22 protein-coding genes are annotated in these 21,134 nt (G+C 35.2%); 14 read left to right on the forward strand and 8 right to left on the reverse strand.

The window, feature by feature from the left end; all coding sequences use genetic code 11:
• Positions 1-139: 139 nt before the first annotated feature.
• On the reverse strand, positions 140-1,267 hold the full coding sequence (gene yfkAB / locus SB773_RS11120) for a radical SAM/CxCxxxxC motif protein YfkAB (protein WP_002125019.1): 1,128 nt from the start codon (positions 1,265-1,267) through the stop codon (positions 140-142).
• A gap of 213 nt (positions 1,268-1,480) precedes the next feature.
• On the opposite strand from yfkAB, the gene SB773_RS11125 reads away from it, so the two are divergent.
• The 6 genes from SB773_RS11125 (at position 1,481) to truA (ending at position 7,436) form a co-directional block, all read left to right on the forward strand.
• Entirely contained in the window at positions 1,481-1,663 is a 183-nt protein-coding gene (locus SB773_RS11125) for an SE1561 family protein (protein ID WP_002010264.1), read from the forward strand.
• Between the two features lie 206 nt (positions 1,664-1,869).
• A complete protein-coding gene (gene fumA / locus SB773_RS11130; RefSeq protein ID WP_410589927.1) occupies positions 1,870-3,393 on the forward strand; it encodes a class I fumarate hydratase in 1,524 nt (507 codons plus the stop codon).
• A 126-nt stretch (positions 3,394-3,519) separates the two neighbouring features.
• The gene (gene pdaA, locus SB773_RS11135; RefSeq protein WP_002029593.1) at positions 3,520-4,302 is read left to right on the forward strand and encodes a delta-lactam-biosynthetic de-N-acetylase; all 783 of its coding nucleotides are present in this window, start codon (positions 3,520-3,522) and stop codon (positions 4,300-4,302) included.
• Positions 4,303-4,361: 59 nt separating this feature from the next.
• The gene (locus SB773_RS11140; RefSeq protein ID WP_002125025.1) at positions 4,362-5,225 is read left to right on the forward strand and encodes a DNA-3-methyladenine glycosylase family protein; all 864 of its coding nucleotides are present in this window, start codon (positions 4,362-4,364) and stop codon (positions 5,223-5,225) included.
• A gap of 10 nt (positions 5,226-5,235) precedes the next feature.
• The gene (rlmD, locus tag SB773_RS11145; protein ID WP_002029595.1) at positions 5,236-6,615 is read left to right on the forward strand and encodes a 23S rRNA (uracil(1939)-C(5))-methyltransferase RlmD; all 1,380 of its coding nucleotides are present in this window, start codon (positions 5,236-5,238) and stop codon (positions 6,613-6,615) included.
• An 83-nt stretch (positions 6,616-6,698) separates the two neighbouring features.
• A complete protein-coding gene (truA, locus tag SB773_RS11150) occupies positions 6,699-7,436 on the forward strand; it encodes a tRNA pseudouridine(38-40) synthase TruA (RefSeq protein ID WP_016097028.1) in 738 nt (245 codons plus the stop codon).
• Positions 7,437-7,482: 46 nt separating this feature from the next.
• Here truA and SB773_RS11155 read toward each other — a convergent pair whose 3' ends face one another.
• From SB773_RS11155 to SB773_RS11170, 4 genes are all read right to left on the reverse strand, one after another.
• The gene (locus SB773_RS11155) at positions 7,483-7,827 is read right to left on the reverse strand and encodes a DUF4064 domain-containing protein (RefSeq protein ID WP_410589931.1); all 345 of its coding nucleotides are present in this window, start codon (positions 7,825-7,827) and stop codon (positions 7,483-7,485) included.
• Positions 7,828-7,851: 24 nt separating this feature from the next.
• Positions 7,852-8,493: a hypothetical protein gene (locus SB773_RS11160; protein ID WP_410589933.1), complete on the reverse strand. Its 642-nt coding sequence runs from the start codon at positions 8,491-8,493 to the stop codon at positions 7,852-7,854.
• Between the two features lie 221 nt (positions 8,494-8,714).
• Positions 8,715-8,912 (reverse strand): hypothetical protein, encoded by a 198-nt coding sequence (locus SB773_RS11165; protein ID WP_410589935.1) that lies wholly within the window; start codon positions 8,910-8,912, stop codon positions 8,715-8,717.
• Positions 8,913-8,993: 81 nt separating this feature from the next.
• Complete coding sequence (locus SB773_RS11170) at positions 8,994-10,397, reverse strand: sigma-54 interaction domain-containing protein (protein WP_002191842.1); 1,404 nt, start codon at positions 10,395-10,397, stop codon at positions 8,994-8,996.
• Positions 10,398-10,698: 301 nt separating this feature from the next.
• On the opposite strand from SB773_RS11170, the gene SB773_RS11175 reads away from it, so the two are divergent.
• From SB773_RS11175 to SB773_RS11185, 3 genes are all read left to right on the forward strand, one after another.
• A complete protein-coding gene (locus SB773_RS11175; RefSeq protein WP_002010281.1) occupies positions 10,699-10,953 on the forward strand; it encodes a biotin/lipoyl attachment domain-containing protein in 255 nt (84 codons plus the stop codon).
• A gap of 106 nt (positions 10,954-11,059) precedes the next feature.
• Entirely contained in the window at positions 11,060-12,481 is a 1,422-nt protein-coding gene (locus SB773_RS11180; RefSeq protein ID WP_002139532.1) for an amino acid permease, read from the forward strand.
• Positions 12,482-12,595: 114 nt separating this feature from the next.
• The gene (locus tag SB773_RS11185) at positions 12,596-13,870 is read left to right on the forward strand and encodes an acetylornithine deacetylase (RefSeq protein ID WP_410589936.1); all 1,275 of its coding nucleotides are present in this window, start codon (positions 12,596-12,598) and stop codon (positions 13,868-13,870) included.
• 97 nt (positions 13,871-13,967) lie between these two features.
• On the opposite strand, the gene SB773_RS11190 is transcribed toward SB773_RS11185, so the two are convergent.
• The gene (locus SB773_RS11190) at positions 13,968-14,621 is read right to left on the reverse strand and encodes a helix-turn-helix domain-containing protein (protein WP_060749411.1); all 654 of its coding nucleotides are present in this window, start codon (positions 14,619-14,621) and stop codon (positions 13,968-13,970) included.
• A gap of 137 nt (positions 14,622-14,758) precedes the next feature.
• On the opposite strand from SB773_RS11190, the gene ytaF reads away from it, so the two are divergent.
• Complete coding sequence (ytaF, locus tag SB773_RS11195) at positions 14,759-15,370, forward strand: sporulation membrane protein YtaF (protein ID WP_002191844.1); 612 nt, start codon at positions 14,759-14,761, stop codon at positions 15,368-15,370.
• 162 nt (positions 15,371-15,532) lie between these two features.
• Here ytaF and SB773_RS11200 read toward each other — a convergent pair whose 3' ends face one another.
• Complete coding sequence (locus SB773_RS11200; RefSeq protein WP_002125038.1) at positions 15,533-15,877, reverse strand: DUF3969 family protein; 345 nt, start codon at positions 15,875-15,877, stop codon at positions 15,533-15,535.
• 174 nt (positions 15,878-16,051) lie between these two features.
• A complete protein-coding gene (gene glsA, locus SB773_RS11205; RefSeq protein ID WP_060749412.1) occupies positions 16,052-16,981 on the reverse strand; it encodes a glutaminase A in 930 nt (309 codons plus the stop codon).
• 324 nt (positions 16,982-17,305) lie between these two features.
• Here glsA and nagE point away from each other — a divergent pair, with 324 nt between their 5' ends.
• The 4 genes from nagE to SB773_RS11225 all read left to right on the forward strand — a co-directional run bounded on the left by nagE (position 17,306) and on the right by SB773_RS11225 (position 21,125).
• Positions 17,306-18,805, forward strand: coding sequence for an N-acetylglucosamine-specific PTS transporter subunit IIBC (gene nagE, locus SB773_RS11210; protein WP_410589939.1), 1,500 nt, complete (start codon positions 17,306-17,308; stop codon positions 18,803-18,805).
• Between the two features lie 263 nt (positions 18,806-19,068).
• Positions 19,069-20,319 (forward strand): serine hydrolase domain-containing protein, encoded by a 1,251-nt coding sequence (locus tag SB773_RS11215; protein ID WP_044444339.1) that lies wholly within the window; start codon positions 19,069-19,071, stop codon positions 20,317-20,319.
• 193 nt (positions 20,320-20,512) lie between these two features.
• Positions 20,513-20,914 (forward strand): LSm family protein, encoded by a 402-nt coding sequence (locus SB773_RS11220; protein ID WP_016103463.1) that lies wholly within the window; start codon positions 20,513-20,515, stop codon positions 20,912-20,914.
• A 16-nt stretch (positions 20,915-20,930) separates the two neighbouring features.
• Positions 20,931-21,125, forward strand: a complete 195-nt coding sequence (locus tag SB773_RS11225) for an LSm family protein (protein ID WP_002029614.1) — start codon at positions 20,931-20,933, stop codon at positions 21,123-21,125.
• Positions 21,126-21,134: the final 9 nt, after the last annotated feature.

Consider the following 21,134-nt stretch of genomic DNA (forward strand, 5'->3'; position numbering starts at 1 on the left):
GGGCAGTAAAACTCTCACCTCAAAATTCGGCTGGAGCAAAGAAGTTAGGTGGGAGGCCCTGCTGCCCGTAAACTCCCGATTGGTGTGGGCTAATAATTAGTGGGGGATGAACAAAACCCCCACTGATTAAAGTTTCACTTTATAACATAATGTTTGATGTTTTTGATAAGAAATCTTCTTTTGGATAGTAGCTATTTTTTACAAGAACATTCGGTCCAAGGCATTTCACGGCAGGACAATGGCAACTTAATGATTTTGCTGTTTTTGAGTCACACCATTTGTCGTAAGCTTCTTGTAGTGTATTTGTTTGTACATTACCTAGAAGCGGGACATCACCGAAGTCGGTCACGATAATATTTCCATCGAAAATATTTACGTTCAAACGAGAACGACCATCTGGATCATTGCGGACAGTTACATTTTTACTTTCATGTAATTTCTTTAGTGTAGCTAAATCGTGTTCATTATCACTACATGCATAGAAAGGTAATGTTCCGAATAACATCCACACATTTTCATCACGGATCTCTAATAAATGTTCAACTGCATTTCGAATTTCTTCTTTTGTTAAAATTTCAAGTGTGCTAGCGAAGTCACTCGGATACATCGGGTGAACTTCATGACGTTTACAGCCCATTTCTTCAACGATTTGACGGTGAATATGTTCAATATGTGGTAGAGTTCGTTTGTTTAACATAGTTTCGGCTGATACGAGTACACCTGCCTCTGATAGAGCTTTACTATTTGTAATCATTCTTTCAAATAATTTAGCGCGCTGTTCATAAGTAGGCTTACGCTCCATCATTGCAAATCCGCCTTCAACGAAGTCATCGATTGTTCCCCAGTTATGTGAAATGTGCAATACATCTAAGTAGGGAATAATTTGTTCGTAACGTGCTAAATCTATAGTTAAGTTTGAGTTAATTTGAGTGCGAACGCCTCGTTCATGGGCGTATTTTAAGAGTGGTGTTACATAGTTGTCGACGGATTTTTTTGAAAGCATAGGTTCTCCGCCTGTAATACTTAAAGAACGTAAATGAGGAATCTCATCTAATCGTTTTAATAAAAGCTCCATCGGAAGCGGGTTTGGATCTTTCGGCTGTAATGTGTAACCAACAGCGCAATGCTCGCAACGCATATTGCATAACGTCGTCGTTGTAAACTCAACGTTTGTTAATAGTAGTTTGCCGTACTCTTCAAGGTCCATATACGCTTCCCATGGATCGTAAGAAGGAGTAATCGGCTTCATTATTTGTGATATCGTCATATGAAATACTCCTTTGACTATTGAAATAACAATTTGTCCATTCTCTATAATAGAAGAATATGAGCTTTTTATAAAGTGAAACTTTTTTGTGAAAAAAGAGAGAGGGCTTACATTATAATGAATTACTGTGACGAAATTGATGAAATTACATGCCCATAGCAATCATTTTTGCGGTATAATAAAAGCAACTCGAATTAAAAGGAGAGTGCCTTCATGGGAAAAGCAATTCAAGGTAAAGATTCACAGCTAGTATATTTGAAAGAACGTTTAAATATGTTCATTGAAGTAATTGATACGATTGAACCAGAAGAGGTAGAATTAGAAGATGTAGATCGTCTTCTTGCAATGTTAGATGAATTAGAACTGAAATGTGAGCAATTTAAAAAAGACGAATAATATATTAAAAAGGCTGCCACTACAAAATTGGCAGCCTTTTTCTGTACGGATAATAGAAGGAATATAGAAAAAAAGGTATAATCAAGTTGTGAAAAATTTCATTTAACCTTTAATGGCGTGAAATAAATAAACAGCTGAAGAGTATAACAATGGAATTTTCATTTCATAACGTTTTGGTAGCGTTCACAATTGAGGGGGAAGTAACAATGGAAAAGCTTCAAGAAAGCATGTATCAACTAATTGTTGAAACGTCAACGAACTTACCGAAAGATGTTCGTCGCGCAATTCAACAAGCGAAAGAACGAGAAAATGCAGGAACTCGTTCGGCGATGGCACTTGGCACAATTACGAATAACATTAAAATGGCAGATGATAATATCTCGCCAATTTGCCAAGATACAGGGATGCCAACGTTTAAAATTTATACACCAGTTGGTGTGAATCAATTAAAACTGAAGGAAGCTATCTATAGTGCGCTTGAGCGGGCGACAAAAGATGGTAAACTTCGTCCAAACTCTGTCGATTCTCTTTTTGGAGACAATAGCGGAAATAATTTAGGACCAGGTACACCTGTTATTAAGTTTGAACAATGGGAAAAAGATTACATTGATGCACGTTTAATTTTAAAGGGCGGCGGTTGTGAAAATAAAAATATTCAATATAGCCTGCCTTGTGAAATAGAAGGACTTGGACGAGCTGGGCGTGATTTAGAAGGAATTCGTAAATGCCTTCTTCATGCAGTATATCAAGCGCAAGGTCAAGGGTGTAGCGCAGGAGTAATCGGCGTCGGTATCGGGGGAGACCGCACATCAGGTTACGAATTAGCAAAAAATCAATTATTCCGTACATTAGATGATGTAAATCCAGTTCCAGAATTACACAAGCTTGAAGAGTATGTATTAGAGAATGCGAATAAGCTTGGCATTGGTACGATGGGATTTGGCGGAGAAACAACTTTATTAGGTTGCAAAATTGGAGTATATAATCGTTTGCCAGCGAGCTTCTACGTATCTGTTGCGTATAATTGTTGGGCATATCGTCGTCTTGGCGTAACAATTCATCCTGAAACAGGTGAAATTATGGATTGGTTATACCAAGAAGGTGAAGATACACTTCAACAAGACGCTGCGCAAGAACAAACAGAGCAGCGTGAAATCGTATTACAAGCTCCAATTACAGAAGAGCAAATTCGTGAACTTCGTGTTGGTGACGTTGTTACAATTAACGGCATGATGTATACAGGGCGTGATGCGATTCATAAACATTTAATGGATAACGATTGTCCAGTAGATTTAAAGGGACAAATTATTTATCACTGTGGTCCAGTTGTAGTGAAAGATGAAAATGACAATTGGAAAATTAAAGCGGCAGGCCCAACGACAAGCATTCGTGAAGAGCCATATCAAGGCGATATTATGAAAAAGTTCGGTATTCGTGCTGTAATTGGTAAAGGCGGTATGGGTGCTAAAACATTAGCAGCTTTAGAAGAACACGGTGGTGTGTACTTAAATGCAATTGGTGGTGCAGCGCAATATTATGCTGAATGTATTAAAGAAGTGAAAGATGTTGATTTCTTACAATTCGGTATCCCAGAGGCAATGTGGCATTTACGTATCGATGGTTTTAAAGCAGTTGTAACGATGGATTCTCATGGTAAAAGTCTACATGCTGATGTTGATAAAACATCACTTGAAAAATTGGCGAGCTTTAAAGAACCTGTATTTAAGTAAAGAGAAGTGCATCTCGAATTATTCGAGGTGCATTTTTTTGGTATATATAGAAAAACATGTTCAGCATGAAAGAAAGCAGGGAAACAGAAACTACAGGTACGATTATATATGGAAAGGAGACTATTTATGAAATATAAATGGTTATATATAGGTCTCATTTTTTCAATTATGATGGCACTTGTTCCAGTTTCAACATTTGCTTATACGAATACACCACATAACTGGGGAATCCCACGTCCTAAAAATGAAACGGTGCCAGATGCAGGGAAACTATATACAGAATTACTACAAAAAAATGGTGGGTTTTATTTAGGAGATACGAAGAAAAAAGATATTTATTTAACATTTGATAATGGATACGAAAATGGATATACAGGAAAGATTTTAGATGTACTGAAGGAGAAAAAAGTACCAGCAACTTTCTTTGTGACGGGACATTATATAAAAACACAAAAAGATTTATTATTAAGAATGAAAAATGAAGGACATATTATTGGTAATCATTCTTGGAGTCATCCAGATTTTACAACAGTAAATGATGCAAAACTTCGTGAAGAATTAACGAGCGTAACGGAAGAGATTAAAAAAGTTACTGGGCAAAAAGAAGTGAAATATGTACGCCCTCCGCGAGGCGTGTTTAGTGAAAGAACGCTAGCGCTTACGAAAGACATGGGATATTATAACGTGTTTTGGTCGCTTGCATTTCTTGATTGGAAAGTAGATCAGCAAAGAGGATGGCAATACGCTCATAATAATGTAATGACTATGATTCATCCAGGATCTGTTTTGTTACTTCATGCAATATCAAAAGATAATGCAGAAGCACTTGCGAAAATCATTGATGATTTGCGCGAGAAAGGGTATCATTTTAAAAGCCTAGATGATTTAGTAAAAAGCAATCAACCGTAAGCATGTATGCTTGCGGTTTTCTCATGCTATAATGATGTGTAAAAAGGATGGGGAAACGTATGTGGAGCGAACATGTTACGTTAGAATATCCGTACCATTTTGAGGAAGTACTAAAGCGTTTATCTTTCGACCCGTTAAACGTTATTCAATTAGACGAGAAAGTAATTTATGTCCCGCTTTTTATAGACGAAGAACAGATTGTTGTTCGTTTGCAAGGGATTGGTACTGTTCAAAATCCACAGTTTTGGATCTCTAGTCAGGCAGGAGATCAAGAGAAAGTAATGAAACGAATGAGATCCATTTTTCACTGGAATGAACCGTTTCAAAATATACAAAATCATTTTTTAAACACATCATTACGTCCACTATTTGAAACATATGCTTATACTCCAATTATTTTAGAATTTGATTATTTCGCTTGTCTTCTTCGCTGTATTATTCATCAACAAATAAATTTGAAATTTGCTACTGTGCTAACAGATCAATTTGTAAAACGATATGGGACAGAGAAGAACGGCGTTTTCTTTTTCCCAACACCAGAAAGAGTAGCAAACATTTCAATAGAAGAATTGAGAGAGCAGAAGTTTAGTCAGCGAAAAGCCGAATATATAGTAGGATTAGCAAAACATATTGTAGGCGGTAAATTAGATTTAGCAAGGATACAAAACGAAACAGAAGAAGAAGTATCGGCACAATTGTTACCAATAAGGGGTATTGGAGCATGGACAGTGCAAAACTTTTTAATGTTTGGGCTTGGTCGGAAAAATATGTTTCCAAAAGCAGACATTGGAATTCAGCGCGCAGTGCAAGGTGTATTTCAATTAGATAATAAGCCTGATGATGCATTTTTAGAAAAAGTGAAACAAGAGTGTGAACCATATTGCAGTTATGCAGCGTTATATTTATGGAAAAGTATAGAGTAGAGGTGTAATAATGATACAAAAGCAACAAGAGAGTAAGTTGGAAGTTGGTCAAACGTTTCCTGTGACAATTAAACGTCTTGGGATTAACGGAGAAGGCGTTGGTTATTTTAAGAGACAAGTTGTTTTCATTCCAGGGGCATTACCAGGAGAAGAAGTTGTTGCTGAAGCAACGAAAATTCAGCGTGGCTTCGCTGAAGCGAAAGTGAAAAAAGTTCGTAAATCCTCACCACATCGTGTGAAAGCACCATGTTCAGTGTATGAGGAGTGTGGTGGCTGTCAATTGCAGCATTTGGATTATAAAGAACAATTAAATCAAAAGCGTGATATCGTTGTACAAGCATTTGAGAAGTACATGAATAACAGTCTGGAAGAGAAAATTCGTCCGACGCTTGGTATGGAAAATCCATGGCATTATCGTAATAAAAGTCAATTGCAAGTGGGGCGTAAAGACGAAAAGGTTATTACAGGGTTATATAAGCAAAACTCACATCAGTTAATTGATATTTCTCATTGCATGATTCAACATAAAGCAACGAATGAAGCGACAAAAGTTGTAAGACGTATATTAGAAAAATTAAATGTTTCTATTTACAATGAGAAAAAACAAAAAGGTTTAGTACGCACAATTGTGACACGTACTGCAGTTCAAACAGGGGAAGTGCAAGTCACACTTATTACAACAAAAGAAGAATTACCAAATAAAGATCAATTTATCGCAGAAGTGCAAAAACAAATGCCAAGTGTTAAATCAATTATGCAAAACGTAAACTGGCGTAAAACATCTGTTATTTTCGGTGATAAAACATTTAAATTAGCTGGAAAAGAAGTAATTCAAGAAACACTAGGTGATTTATCATTTGAATTATCAGCACGCGCATTCTTCCAATTAAATCCAGAACAAACAGTTGTTTTATACGATGAAGCGAAAAAAGCAGCTGCTTTAACAGGAAACGAGAAGATTGTGGATGCGTATTGTGGTGTCGGTACGATTGGACTTTGGCTTGCGAATGATGCAGCGGAAGTACGTGGTATGGATGTAATTCCAGAAGCGATTGAAGATGCAAAGAAAAATGCAAAACGCCACGGATTCACAAATGCAAAGTATGAAGCTGGTAAAGCGGAACAATGGTTACCAAAGTGGGTAAAAGAAGGCTGGCGTCCAGATGTCATTGTTGTCGACCCACCGCGTACAGGTTGTGATGATAAATTACTTGAAACGATTTTAAAAGTGAAACCGAAACAAGTTGTTTACGTGTCTTGTAACCCTTCCTCATTAGCACGTGATGTGGAAACATTAATGGAGAGCTATGAAGTGGAGTATGTACAACCAGTTGATATGTTCCCGCATACAGCTCATGTAGAAAATGTAGTGAAACTTGTTAGAAAGTAACATTCAATAAGGATATGTCCCTCACAAAGCAAGAGCTATGTGAGGGTATATTTTATTTAGCGAATGGAAGTAAGGAGAATATAATGAACAATTATAAATTGACGATTCAATATGATGGTGCGCGTTATAAAGGGTGGCAACGTCTTGGTAATAATGACAATACGATTCAGGGGAAAATCGAAAGTATAATATCTGAAATGGTCGGAAAAGAAATTGAAATTATCGGCTGTAGTAGAACGGATGCTGGTGTACACGCTTTGAATCAAGTAGCTAACTTTCAAAGTGATGAGAAGTTAGTAGAACATAAAGTGAAAAAGTATTTAAATCAATATTTACCAAATGATATTAGTATTACGAGTGTAGAAGAAGTACCAGATCGTTTCCATGCTCGTTACAATTCTAAAGCAAAAACATATCTTTATAAAATTTGGAATGAAGAGCATACGAACCCATTTATGCGTAAATACAGCATGCACGTGAATAAACAATTAAATGTGAAAAGCATGAAAGAAGCTGCGAAACATTTAGTTGGTTCACATGACTTCACTGCCTTTTCAAATGCAAAGTCTAAGAAAAAATCTATGGTTCGAGAAGTGTATACACTTGATGTTTCCGAAGAATCAGGATTTGTACAAATTAGAGTAAGTGGTAACGGATTCCTTCATAACATGGTGCGGAAAATTGTTGGAGCATTAATTGAAGTTGGATTAGGGCAATTAGAGGTGGACGCAATTCCAAACATTTTAGAGGAAAAACAACGTAATCAAATTAATTGTCTTGCTGAGGCGAGTGGATTGTATTTGGAGAAGATTGAGTTTTAGAAAAGATATGGATAAGAAAAAAGCACTCATTTGAGTGCTTTTTCTTTTATGCTGATGCAGTAGTTTTATCTTTTCGGAAAATCCCCATTAATCCTCCGATTAATAATAAAACACCTGGCAATAAGTAAACAATAGAAATACAAATAAATCCACCAATGGCAGCGATAGTCATCATAATGCCACCTGCTTTAGCTTTGCTCTTAACCATAACGCATCCAACAATTCCTAAAATAGAAAGAGCTACAGCAGCCCAGCCTAATCCAATAATTTGATTAGCGCCGTCAGCTTCAACTGCTGCTCCTACGCCTCCGATAAATAAAGCGATGAATGCACATAAAATCCCGAATATACCACCGATTAATCCTAATACAAATTCTGCTGTTCTTTTCATAGTAACCACCCTTTAGACTATATTTTATTTAGAGTTAAAGAAAACTTTTTTACTTTCGTGAGTTTCGTATTGAATTTTAAAATCGTCACCAGTGTTAACCAATTGAGAGATGTAACCTTCTCCTTCGGCTCCTTTATAAAGTTTCTGTTGTAGTTCATTTGGTGTTACTGCGTACTGGTCATTATTGTAAACATGTCCATCATTTGAAACAAGTTTGAAACTCGATCCGAATAAGTCATATTCGTGATCTTGTGTTTCAGCATCAGTAACTTTACCTTTAATTTTTACTAGAACCCATTCTTTTCCTTCTGGAGCAGCTTCGTTAAATTGATTTTCCTTTTTTAATATTTCAAAGGCTTGATCGCCACGAATTACTTCTAAAATAGATAATTCAACCTTTGCCTTGAATTTTTCAAATTTGCCGTCTTCGCTATTGAAGATAACATCATTAACAGTAGCAGTTTCATTAAAGTTAATTGGATTAGAACGATTTCCTTTAGCTGATTCTGTTTTTGATTCCTTTTGTTTTTCTTTTGTCGTATCTTGTGGAGCTTGTTCTTTTTCTTTTGTTTGTACACTATTATTTGTTTGTTCATTTGATCCGCAAGCCGCTAATCCGAAAATTAATGAACTACATGTTAATGTAAGTAAAAGTTTTTTATACATAAATGCTTCCTCCTAGATATTGAAATGTCAGATTTAGAACTTACATGATAACAAACATAATGAATACTGAATGTCGAAATTTGTCGGTGTAATTAAAGAGCATTTATTCTGTATATAATCAATTTTAAATTAAATTTTAAAGTTTTGAGGTAGAGGAAATATAAAAAAACACGAGAGCGGTAAACATCCCGTGTTTGAGTATGATCATTAACTTTGTCGGTTTAAGATGATTTTTCGTTTTTCATACGTAGCTTCAAATTCCAAAAAGCAGCAAGCATAATAGCTGCAAAGGAGCCGCTAATTGTGCCTAAGAGCTTTGCATGAGGAAAGCTGCTCATATCAATGAATAGCATTATACATAGAATGGTAGGGAAAAGACCTAAGTAGTGTAATAACTTCAACTTCTTATCATTACTCATATACATTGCCCCTTTCTAGCATATTATACGTTTGTTATAATATATTTTACCAGTTTCTTTACACTTGGAGAAAGATTCATTTCATATGTGTAAGTGCAATTTTTTAATTCGATATTGTAAGTTTTGTCTACTCAATCCTAAAAATTTTGCGGCTTGTGAGATATTACCTTTATTTTCTTTAAGAATTTGATGGATATATTTCTTTTCCATTTCTTCGATTATACGTTTTAAAGTTTGTGGCGTATCAGTATTGTGACTAGTTAGCGGAGTCTGCATATTCAGTTCCTTTTTTGCTAGTTCGCGAAAGTGCGTTGGCATATGGAACGCTGTAATGATATCTTCATCTTCTATTAAGTTCATGGAGCCTTCAATTATATGTTCTAGTTCTCTCACATTACCAGGCCAATCGTATTTATAGAAGAAGTTATTTACGTTTAAATCTACATCTTTTACGCTAAGATCAAATTGGATATTGTATTTTTCAATAAAGTGTTGAACAAGATATGCAATATCTTCTTTTCGTTCCCGTAAAGGTGGAAGACATAAAGTAACAACGCTTAATCGGTAATATAAGTCTTGTCTTAATCGATTGTGTGCTATGGCTTCAAGAGGATCTTCATTAATAGTTGCTATAATACGAACATCAATTTCTTTTTCTTGCGCCCCCCCAATTCTCCGTATTGTTTTCTCTTGTATAGCACGCAATAATTTAGCTTGAAGTGCTGGGCTTAATGAGTTGATTTCATCTAATAACAAAGTTCCCCCATTTGCCTCTTCAAATAAACCAGGTTTATCTATTGCTCCTGTAAAAGCACCTCGATTTGTACCAAATAGTAAACTTTCCATTAAGGTTTCTGGTATAGCGGCACAGTTTTGCGAAATAAATGGTTTTGTTGAACGCTGGCTTTCATTATGGATGCTTTGCGCAAATAGCTCTTTACCGGTCCCTGTTTCCCCGATGATAAGTATGGAGGATGGCGTACGTATCACTCTCTTTGCTTCTGTAATGACCGATTGAATAGCTCTAGAATCACCAATTATGTGATCAAAGGTAAACTTAGTATTTTGTTTTCGAGAAAGGTTCGTTTTCATTGTTTGCTTTAAATGACTAATCTCTTTTGAAATTTCAATAGCGCCTTTAATTTTTCCATTTTCTATTATAGGAAAAGTATCGTTAATCGTCGTAATCTCTTGTCCTTTATTGTTAAAATACGTTTGTTTTATATTTTTGTTTGTTTTTCCAAGTTTTAAAGCCTCTATAAGAGTACTATTTTTATTTTCTTCAAATGCAAATACTTCTAAAGGATTTTTATCTAGCACATCTAAGCGATCCATTGATTCAATTTCCATCATTTTGCGGTTATAGATAATCGTTTTACTTTCCTCATTAATAATATGGATCCCGATATCAAGTTCATTGAGTAAAGTTTCGTATAGCACATTCATTTCAATAATCTTTTTAAAATTGATTTCTTCTGTATGCATGTATTATCTTCTCCTCGTTATACCCTATGAAGACTGACTTTTTATAATTTTATTAAAATTCTTATAAAATCGCAAAATTTTTTTGCTATTTTCTCTTAAAAATTTTCAAATGATAGAAAAATTTTGCGGTTATGCAGATTTTTTTCATAAGAAATACTAATTTTACATAGGTATTGAGGTTGGTACGTATTTTGCATGAATAGTAGTTAAGATCTCTAAATTTAAAGAGTAGGGGGATTATGAATCTTTATAGTGTATGCAACGTTTCAGTTTCAATTAATAAGAGGGAGGAATTTATAAAGTGAAGACGGTTATAGAAGGCGTGTATAGTCCTTGTTACGGGAAAGTAGAGAAATTATTTGTTACTGAAAGTTCTTACGTATATGAGTGGGAAAAATTAGCGTTAATTGAAACAATAGATAAGCAGCAGGTGGAAATTAAAGTGGGAATCAGTGGTTATATCGAATCATTAGAAGTGGTAGAAGGACAAGCTATCGCTGATCAAAAACTATTAATAACAGTGAGGGATGACCTTTTAATAACAGGTAGTGATTAATATAAGTAGTATGTATTTTTGCTCTTTTAAATAATTATTTTTACTATGAAGAATTTTAAAAACGCTTACATTAAATGGGTTTGCAAAGTGAAAAGGGGGGATTTATATGATGGATCAAAACCAGGGATTAAAAAGAGAATTGAAAAGTCGGCACATATTTATGATTGCACTCGGAGGGGTTATTGGTACTGGGCTTTTTTTAGGATCCAGTTATACAATTCATGAAGCTGGACCTGGAGGAGCGATTGTAGCGTATCTTGTCGGTGGATTTGTTATGTATTTAACGATGCTCTGTCTTGGAGAGTTAGCGGTTGCGATGCCTGATGCAGGGTCGTATCAAACATATGCTACAAAACATATTTCACCTGCAGCGGGTTATGTAGTGGGATGGATGTCGTGGCTAAACTGGACGGCTACGATAGGCATTGAATTAATTGCAGTTAGTATATTAATGAAACGTTGGTTTCCAGATGTATCATCATGGATTTGGTGCGTAGTGTTTGCCGTATTGCTCTTTGTTATTAATGCGTTATCTTCAAGAAGTTTTGCGGAGGTTGAATTCTGGTTTGCAAGTATTAAAGTAATTACAATTATTGCATTTATCATTTTGGGCGGGGCAGCAATGTTTGGTTTTCTAGATATGAAAGGAAATGAACCAGCGCCGATGTTTTCTAGCTTTACTGATTATGGTGGATTGTTCCCAAATGGATTATCAGCCATTTTAATTACGATGATTGCAGTTAATTTTTCCTTCCAAGGAACAGAACTAGTTGGTATTGCAGCTGGTGAGAGTGAAAATCCAGAGAAAACTATCCCGAAGGCAATTAATAATACAGTTTGGCGCATACTTATTTTCTTTGTACTATCTATTTTTATTCTTGCGGGACTATTCCCTTGGCAGCAAGCAGGCGTGATAGAAAGTCCATTCGTAGTTGTATTTGATAAAATTGGTATCCCTTATGCGGCTGATATTATAAATTTCGTTATTATTACAGCTGTACTATCAGTTGCGAATTCAGGATTATATGCAACTTCCCGTATGCTATGGTCTATGTCTAATCAAGGAATGATTAGTCCGATTTTTGGTAAGTTATCTAAAAACGGTGTTCCTATTTATGCATTGATTGTAAGTACGTTTGTAGGGTGTCTCTCATTACTATCAGGTATTTATGCGGAAGATACAGTTTATTTATGGCTTCTTTCTATTGCTGGGTTTGGAGCGATATTAGTTTGGGCATCTATTGCTTTATCTAACCTATTAGCTAGAAGGACATACGTGAAGCAAGGGGGAGATATTAAGGATTTGAAATTTAAAACACCACTGTATCCATTTGTTCCAATTCTTGCTTTAGTATTAAATTTAACAGTAATTGTAGCTATGGCTTTTATTCCAGAACAAAGAATGGCATTATATTGTGGTATTCCATTTATGATCGTTTGTTTACTGTTTTACCGTGCTACAAGAAGTAAGAAAAGTAAAATAGAACATATCGAAAAGATGAATACAACAGAATTAGAAAGTTTATAGTTGAAATTGAATTTATAATAACAAGGAATTTAGAGACTGTAGAATTGTAAACAGTCTCTTTTTTTGTAAAAATAAAGCTGGAAACATACTACGTATGCAAAGGGGGAATTAGCAATGAATCAAGAAGTTTCACAGCTATTAAAACAGATTGATTTACGAAAAGACGAGCTACTAGAACTTACAAAAGCTTTAATTCGCTTTGAAACACCAGCACCACCAGCAAGAAATACAAATGAGGCGCAAGAATTTGTGGCAGAGTTTCTAAAAAAACGAAATTTTAGTATTGATAAGTGGGATGTATATCCGAATGATCCGAATGTTGTTGGAGTGAAAAAGGGGACAGCAAGTGAGTCACATAAAAGTCTCATTATTAATGGACATATAGATGTTGCAGAAGTATCAAAGGACGAACCGTGGGAAACAAAGCCGTTTGAGCCGTTTATAAAAGATGGTTGGTTAGTTGGGAGAGGCGCGGCAGATATGAAAGGTGGACTAGCTGGAGCCTTATTTGCTATTCAACTTTTAGAAGAAGCGGGGATTGAATTACCTGGGGATTTAATTTTTCAATCGGTAATTGGCGAAGAAGTAGGAGAAGCAGGGACACTTCAATGCTGTAAACGTGATTACGATGCTGATTTTGCAGTAGTAGTTGATACAAGTAATTTACATATGCAAGGGCAGGGCGGCGTAATTACTGGATGGATTACAGTGAAAAGCCCACAAACGTTTCATGATGCAACACGTAGACAAATGATCCATGCTGGAGGACGTCTATTTGGAGCGAGTGCGATTGAGAAAATGATGAAGATTGTCCAAAGCTTACAAGAATTAGAGCGTCATTGGGCAGTCATGAAAACATATGAAGGCTATCCATCTGGAACAACAACAATTAATCCAGCTGTTATTGAAGGAGGACGTCATGCGGCATTTATTGCGGATGAGTGCCAATTGTGGATAACCGTACATTTTTATCCAAATGAAACGCATGAACAAATAATAGAAGAAATAGAAGAGTATTTAGGAAAAGTGGCAGCAGCAGATCCATGGTTAAGAGAGAACCCACCACAATTTAAGTGGGGCGGAGAATCAATGATTGTGGATCGTGGCGAAATTTTTCCTTCTTTAGAAGTAGATAGCGAACATGTTGCTGTCAAAACGCTAAGTTCAGTACATGAATCTATTTTATCTAAAAATGCAATTTTAGATATGTCAGCAACGGTAACTGATGGCGGATGGTTTAGTGAGTTTAACATTCCAGCTGTTATTTACGGACCAGGTACATTAGAAGAAGCTCATTCAATAAATGAGAAAGTTGAAGTTGAGCAGTTAATTGAATTTACAAAAGTAATAACAGCGTTCATATATGAATGGTGTCATACAAAAAAATAGATTAGTATATTGAAATTGTGCAGGTATGTACTTGTACGCTTTTTTAGTGAACTATTTCAGAGTTGAACATAAACAACTGAAATAGTTCTTTATTTTTCTATGTTTTTCGTTTTATTTCAATTAATTTCTCTTTAGCTAATTCAACGGCAATCGCATCATCTAAATAGCCGATTGGAAAAAGATAATCGGGGATAATGTCTGTTGATAAAATGAAATATAGTAAGGCACCCCCAATAATTGCACGCTCTTCGGTTGAAATGGTTTCTGTACAAAATTGTTGGTACATATTTGTTAATTGCTCAATGAAAGGACCAGCACTATCAATTTGTTCTATTTTACTTTTGAAACTCTCGTGAATACGTTTTTCGCCTTCAGTAGTTTGAGCATAGCGCTCGTAATTTTCAAGTTCTTGTTTTACACGAGTTGTTGTGTATTCGAAGTCGAATAGGTTAGAGGATTGTAATGTTTGTTGAATTGTATCGAGAGATGTGTACATATCTGCTTTTTCCTTATTTATGTGTGGAGAGTTAGGGTACATTTCATCAAGTAATAATTGCGGTGGAACTTGTAGACAGTTTGCGAATTTTTGTAAATGGTTTTGCTTCGGTTGTTGTTTGCCATTAATTATTCTTGAAATTGTTGCAGGATCAACATTTGTAAGTGTTCCTAGTTGGCGCATAGATAGAGCGCGCTCCTTTAACAGTTTCTTTATTAATTTACCGAGCCGCTCATTTGGATTTTCATTGGGCATAATGTAGGCACTCCTTTTCTATTGTCTATCGTTGAAAAAATGTTGAGCATTTATTACAAGTATATGAAACAGACAGGCACAGTTGCTCAACATTTTCATAATATGCAACGAAAAGTGAGAAAAGGGGTGACTGTACGATGAGTACGGCAGGTTTATTTTCAATTTTTTTAATCGGGATTGCGTCTAATTTAGATAATGCAGGTGTTGGGATTGCATATGGCATTCGTAAAATTCGAATTTCGTGGCTTAACAATTTTATCATCGCATTTTTTGGATTTTTATTTACTTTACTAGCTGGATTTTTTGGGAATTGGATCGCATTATTTATTTCAGAGTTCACAGCAAACATTATTGGAGCAATCGTTTTAGGAATAATCGGGGTGTTTATTTTATGTCAGCCTTTCTTGAGTCAAAAAGATACCGTAGAATCTAAAGATAGTAGTGTACTTATGGGGGTTTTACGTAATCCAGAAAAAGCAGATTTTGATGGTTCTAAAACAATTAGTTTTTCTGAAGCAATTGTTTTAGGAGTTGCATTGTCCATAAACAATATTGCAGGTGGATTTGATGCTGGAGTAACAAATTTAAATCTTTGGCTTACGGCATGTATTTCTGGAGTTTTTAGTTTTATTTGTATTAGTGGTTTTACGTATGTTGGTAAAAGATTTTTAGCTGAATACTTAGGGAAATGGGCAACTGTAATTGCAGGTGTGTTATTAATTCTTATTGGAATTGATCAATTGTTGTAAGAAGGGTAGGGAAAACAGTATTCGAGTATTTCCTTGGAAATACACTAAAAAATTGCATATATCGACGTGAAATCTTTTCACGGTAATGAAAGATTGTAAGTATTATACAAATCTTTGGTGTAAAAAGGTTTAAAAAAGTAAAAGCACCTGTATAGGTGCTTTTTAGCGTATATCTTCAATTAGTTGTGCACATTCTTCATCATGCATACTGTACTCACTTAAAACTTGAATACAAAGCCATTTCAGTTCTTCAATACTATGCTCAAGTTCTTCGGGAAGTACATGGTAAATGTCTTCAAGTCCCATTCCGAAATGAATAAGTTCTAATACTTGATCATCGATGTTCCGATCCATTAATAGTTCAAGCACTTCTAAATTGAATATGTATCGGTGAGATTCATCGAGTGAAACAACTTTTAGTTTCAAACTTTCTACAATACTCAATATAAAAAGAAGAATTGTTTTTTCGAGAACAGGTTGTTTCTCCATTTGAAATATGAGTTTCATCTTTTACACCTCCACATACAGCGCTAGGTTGTACTATATTATTCAGGAGGGGGGAGCGAATATGCATAATAAAGAGAACTTTTATTACTGTTTTTTTGAATTGTGTTGATGCCTAGTAGAACGGATTTTTTGTGAAATAAAAAATCCTGCCAATATAGCAGGATAACTTCTAAATTAAAACATACTCCAACCTTCTTGGGCAGAAAGTAATTCAAGAATTTTAAAACCAGCGATACTATTTCCGTTTGCATCTAAAGCTGGTCCGAAAATACCGATTCCCATTTCGCCTTTTACGCAGCCGAAAATGCCGCCCGCTACACCACTTTTTGCAGGGATTCCAACACGAATTGCAAATTCACCAGATTCATTATACATCCCGCAAGTAACCATAAATGTTTTACAAATTTTCGTAATATGTTTAGGGATGATCTGTTTCTTTTTATAAGGATCATATCCATCCATTGCAAAGATTAAACCAATACGTGCTAGGTCGATACAGTTAACCTCAATTGCACATTGACGCGTATATAAATCCATAAGTTCTTCAATATCGTTATCGATGATGCCATTTTGTTTCATATAGTAACAAAGTGAACGGTTTAAGTAAGCTGTTTCTAATTCAGAAGTGGCAACTTTAGAAGAATAACTAATAGTAGGATTGTCTGTTATATCACGCACAAATTGAAGAATGCGTTCCATCTTCTCCTCGTTATCATTACCAGCTAGCATACTTGTAATAGCTAATGCACCCGCATTAATCATTGGATTAAGAGGCTTGGAAGAACTTGTCGTTTCAAGCTTAATAATAGAATTAAATGGGTCACCAGTTGGTTCCATTCCAACTTTAGAAAATACATATTCTTCACCACGGTCTAAAAGGGAAAGAGCAAGTGTAATTACTTTAGAAATACTTTGAAGAGTAAATAGTGTTTGTGAGTTACCAGCATGGATATATTCTGTTTCTTTATGGAAAATGGCAATCCCTAGATCATTTGGATTTGCATTTCCTAGTTCGGGGATATAAGTAGCAAGTTTTCCTTTTTTCGTATATGGTTTTACTTGTTCTAACAACTGCTGTAAGTTGTTTGTTTCAATGCACTGCATAGTACCAACGCTCCTATTTCGAATTAACTAAGTTTACTTTTCCCGATATGCTCGGAAATAAATAATAACATGAAAAAGTGGAATGATAAAACGAAAGTTGAATGTTCTATAGTGAGTCTTCAGTTTCGATTATTCCGTTATATAAAAGGAAAATTTTCCTTTTATATAACAGTTTGGAAATAGGAGATTTATCCATAAAAAGTTCGGAAATAAAAACTACACATCTATACAACTATATGTTATTATGGTTATGTAAATAGAAAGCGTTTTCTAAAGCGTACTTATAATGATAACGATTTCATAAATTTGATAGGGGGAATTAAAATGTTGCAGTTTTTACAACGTATTGGTAAAGCGTTAATGCTTCCAATCGCAGTGCTACCAGCAGCAGGATTATTGCTTCGTTTAGGACAAGAAGATGTATTTAATATTCCTGTTATGGCACAGGCCGGTGCAGCAATTTTTGATAATTTAGCACTTATTTTTGCAATTGGTGTTGCAATAGGTTTGTCTATTGATGGTAGTGGAGCAGCAGGACTTGCTGGGGCAATTGGATATCTTGTTTTACAAAATACAACGAACGCTCTAAGTAAGGCATATTCAGCAGCAGAGCTGAATGATAAATTAAAAAGTGTCCAAGATTTAGTCGGTTCAGCAGATCCAACTAAATTAGCAGATACAATGACAAAAGTTTCAAAAGCAGCGGCGTTAACGCCAAAAATAAATATGGCCATACTCGGTGGTATTATTGCTGGGGTTGTTGCTGGATTACTATACAACAAATTCCATAAGATTAAACTACCAGAATGGTTAGGATTCTTTGCTGGAAAACGTTTCGTACCAATCATTACTTCAATTGTAATGCTTCTTTTAGGATTAGTATTCGGTCAAATTTGGCCAACAATTCAAAGTGGTATTGATTCAGTAGCACACGGTATCGTAAACTTAGGTTCAGTTGGTGCTGGTTTATTCGGATTATTAAACCGTTTATTAATTCCAATCGGTTTACACCACGTAATGAATACATACTTCTGGTTTGTACTTGGTGACTTTACAAACGCAGCTGGTGATATCGTTCATGGTGATATTGCACGCTTCTTCGCAAAAGATCCATCAGCAGGTATGTTTATGACTGGTTTCTTCCCAATCATGATGTTCGGTTTACCGGCAGCATGTTTCGCAATGATTGCGGCTGCTAAACCAGAAAACCGTAAAATGGTTACAGGTATGTTAGGTGGCCTAGCATTAACTTCATTCTTAACTGGTATTACAGAACCTATTGAATTCTCATTCATGTTCTTATCACCATTATTATATGGTATTCATGCCGTGTTAACAGGTATATCTTTATTCGTAACAACATCACTTGGCATTCACGATGGTTTCACATTTAGTGCCGGTGCAATTGATTACTTCTTAAACTTTGGTATTGCAACAAAACCAGTGTTACTAGCAGGAATCGGTTTAATTTACGCAGCAATTTACTTTGTAGTATTCTACTTCTTAATTAAGAAGTTCGACTTGAAAACTCCTGGTCGTGAAGATGAAGATGAAGATGAGTTAGCTGAAGAGGGTGATGCACCAGTTGCAGGTTCAATTGGTGAAACTTACGTAGCAGCTTTAGGCGGAAAAGAAAACTTAACAGTTATTGATAACTGTGCAACGCGTTTACGCTTACAAGTGAAAGATGCAGGTTTAGTAAATGAACCAGCATTAAAACGCGCAGGTGCAAAAGGCGTTATGAAATTAAGTAACACAAGTGTACAAGTTATCGTAGGTACAAATGTTGAATCTGTTGCCGATGATATGAAAAAACACGTGTAAATAGTTAGATAAGAGGATATCCAAAAAGATTGATAACAACAGTCTTTTACAGGATATCCTCTTTTTTTGTTAATTTTTTAAAGGGAATCTTACTTTTATAAATTTTCTTTTTCTTTTTTGAACATATAGGTTGGTAATATGTTCGGTGCGTGATACAGTAGTGATGACATAAAATGGAGTGTCCATAATCTGCGGAAATGATTTGAAATAAGTCTTGTGTAGATGAATTAAATTATCGGTAAATAAGGGGAAAAAAGGTAATCATGGATCAGGAAAAAAATACTGTTAATGGGAAAGCAAATCGGTCGATTGTATACATAAAAAGAACAATCATTCTAGCCCTACTACTGTCACTTGTATATTTCATGTATACAAAAATTGTTGCGCATAATAAAAAAGAGGAAACTTTAAAAGCAGCAGCAGAAATGAAGAAGCAAGAAGAGATAAAAAAGATAGAAGAAGTGAAAAGGCAAGAAGCTGAAAAACAAAGAAAACAAAAAGAACAGGAAGAACAGATAAAACAGGCGCAAGTTATAGAGAAACCTGCTGAGGGACCGCCTCAAGAAATTAATGAAAACGCTCAATTGGATCAATATTTACAGAGCATGGGATTTAGTGGGACAGCTGTTATTGTGAAGAATGGGAAAGTTCTTGTGAATAAAGGATACGGCATGGCTAATAAAGAGAAGCAAGTGCCGAATAATTCAGAGACGACCTTTTATATTGGTTCTATTTCAAAAGCATTTGTGGCGACTGCTATTATGCAACTCAAAGATCAAAATAAGTTACAAGTAGAGGATACAGTTGCAAAGTATATTCCAGACTTTCCTCAAGGTAATAGCATTCAGTTAAAACATCTATTAACACATACATCAGGCATTCCGGAATATGAGCAGGGAAAAGAGGATATTTCTCGTGAAGAACTGATAAAGCGGATAGGAAATCAAAAGCGTATCGGGATTCCAGGAGAGAAATGGAAGTATTCCGATTCGAACTACTCTATACTTGCTTACATTGCTGAGAAGGTAAGTGGACAGTCGCTCGAAGAATATATAAAACAACATATTTTTGCGACTGCGGGTATGAAACAATCTGGTTTCGGTACAGCGTTGGAACAAACAAGATTCCCATCAACGGGTTATAAAATAGTGAATAACAATATGACAACACCTAATATTCCGAGCATGTCACAACTATATGGTTGTGGTGATATATATACGAGCGCGCATGATTTATATTTATTTAATGAAGCACTCTTTTCTGGAAAATTAATTTCAAAAGAGAGTTATAATCAAATGTTTACAGCCGTGAAAAAGGATTATGGATTTGGCTGGTATGTAGATCCAGGAAGCTATTCAAATCACGGTGTAATGCCAGGTTGGAATTGCTTAAATGGTTTTAGTAAAAATGGTAGTGTATATGTGGTTTTATTATCTAACATTCAAAATAACATTAAATCATTTGGTAAAGTGAATAACGACATTTATACGATGTTGCGGAATATTGAAGTGTAAGAGGCTATCCTTTTGGATAGTCTTTTTTCATGCTCAGGAAATATATCTACAATTATTACTTAATGTAATACAAAAATAATGAATATGTTCTATAAAATGTATGTCTTACCTATCACAAAAAAAGCCGTTTTGTATACATTAAGATGTATGGATGTAAATTTTTATACTTTAAAAATAATAGGAGGAGAAGCATATGTGTCTGTTCAGAAAATATTGGCATAAATTATCCAGACTGTTTAATAGACAATTAGGCTATTTTTTAGATGACAAGTTACTGCCTGCTGTGGAACGACTTTTATTTTCACAAAACTTTGCGAGATTTATTCAAAGAAATTCTAAGCAAGCTACGGAAGAGTTTATAGAATCAAGTCAATTTCAATCTATTATTTGTAACATTTTAAAAGAATGCAATACATCACCTTTTAAGGAAATTGCAAAGCAATATTTAGGTAAAAATGTAGAAATTACTGTGACAGTTGGACAGTTAACAGGTGTTATTGTAGCAGTTGGTGACGATTTCTTAACGCTGCAAGAAGGAATAGGAACTGAAGTTTTATTACCATTTACAAGTATTATATCAATGAAAGAAGTGTAAGAAAGGAGACTTATATATGTTATTTACTGATGAATTGCGTAACCATGTTGGTGAATTAGTACAAGTTGTGACAGCTGTTGAAATTGTTGCAGGTATTCTTTTATCTGTTACGGACGGGGCAGTAAGTGTTCGTACATCTCCTTCTTATGGACCACCTGAAGATGTACTTGTGCGTATTCCTATTATTGCTTATGTTCGCTTGGAAGGATAAGAGTGATAC

The sequence above is a fragment of the Bacillus sp. SIMBA_074 genome (assembly GCF_046534555.1).
Classification (GTDB): Bacteria; Bacillota; Bacilli; order Bacillales; family Bacillaceae_G; genus Bacillus_A; species Bacillus_A mycoides.

Bases quoted from the DNA above. Each gene is read 5' to 3' on its own strand.
- SB773_RS11180 (WP_002139532.1), top strand. From the start codon at position 11,060: ATGATGGATCAAAACCAGGGATTAAAAAGAGAATTGAAAAGTCGGCAC.
- SB773_RS11200 (WP_002125038.1), bottom strand. From the start codon at position 15,877: ATGAAACTCATATTTCAAATGGAGAAACAACCTGTTCTCGAAAAAACA.
- yfkAB (WP_002125019.1), bottom strand. From the start codon at position 1,267: ATGACGATATCACAAATAATGAAGCCGATTACTCCTTCTTACGATCCA.
- SB773_RS11190 (WP_060749411.1), bottom strand. From the start codon at position 14,621: ATGCCCAATGAAAATCCAAATGAGCGGCTCGGTAAATTAATAAAGAAA.
- SB773_RS11140 (WP_002125025.1), top strand. From the start codon at position 4,362: ATGTGGAGCGAACATGTTACGTTAGAATATCCGTACCATTTTGAGGAA.
- rlmD (WP_002029595.1), top strand. From the start codon at position 5,236: ATGATACAAAAGCAACAAGAGAGTAAGTTGGAAGTTGGTCAAACGTTT.
- pdaA (WP_002029593.1), top strand. From the start codon at position 3,520: ATGAAATATAAATGGTTATATATAGGTCTCATTTTTTCAATTATGATG.
- SB773_RS11225 (WP_002029614.1), top strand. From the start codon at position 20,931: ATGTTATTTACTGATGAATTGCGTAACCATGTTGGTGAATTAGTACAA.
- SB773_RS11160 (WP_410589933.1), bottom strand. From the start codon at position 8,493: ATGTATAAAAAACTTTTACTTACATTAACATGTAGTTCATTAATTTTC.
- truA (WP_016097028.1), top strand. From the start codon at position 6,699: ATGAACAATTATAAATTGACGATTCAATATGATGGTGCGCGTTATAAA.
- ytaF (WP_002191844.1), top strand. From the start codon at position 14,759: ATGAGTACGGCAGGTTTATTTTCAATTTTTTTAATCGGGATTGCGTCT.
- SB773_RS11185 (WP_410589936.1), top strand. From the start codon at position 12,596: ATGAATCAAGAAGTTTCACAGCTATTAAAACAGATTGATTTACGAAAA.
- nagE (WP_410589939.1), top strand. From the start codon at position 17,306: ATGTTGCAGTTTTTACAACGTATTGGTAAAGCGTTAATGCTTCCAATC.
- SB773_RS11165 (WP_410589935.1), bottom strand. From the start codon at position 8,912: ATGAGTAATGATAAGAAGTTGAAGTTATTACACTACTTAGGTCTTTTC.
- SB773_RS11170 (WP_002191842.1), bottom strand. From the start codon at position 10,397: ATGCATACAGAAGAAATCAATTTTAAAAAGATTATTGAAATGAATGTG.
- fumA (WP_410589927.1), top strand. From the start codon at position 1,870: ATGGAAAAGCTTCAAGAAAGCATGTATCAACTAATTGTTGAAACGTCA.
- glsA (WP_060749412.1), bottom strand. From the start codon at position 16,981: ATGCAGTGCATTGAAACAAACAACTTACAGCAGTTGTTAGAACAAGTA.
- SB773_RS11220 (WP_016103463.1), top strand. From the start codon at position 20,513: ATGTGTCTGTTCAGAAAATATTGGCATAAATTATCCAGACTGTTTAAT.
- SB773_RS11215 (WP_044444339.1), top strand. From the start codon at position 19,069: ATGGATCAGGAAAAAAATACTGTTAATGGGAAAGCAAATCGGTCGATT.
- SB773_RS11125 (WP_002010264.1), top strand. From the start codon at position 1,481: ATGGGAAAAGCAATTCAAGGTAAAGATTCACAGCTAGTATATTTGAAA.
- SB773_RS11155 (WP_410589931.1), bottom strand. From the start codon at position 7,827: ATGAAAAGAACAGCAGAATTTGTATTAGGATTAATCGGTGGTATATTC.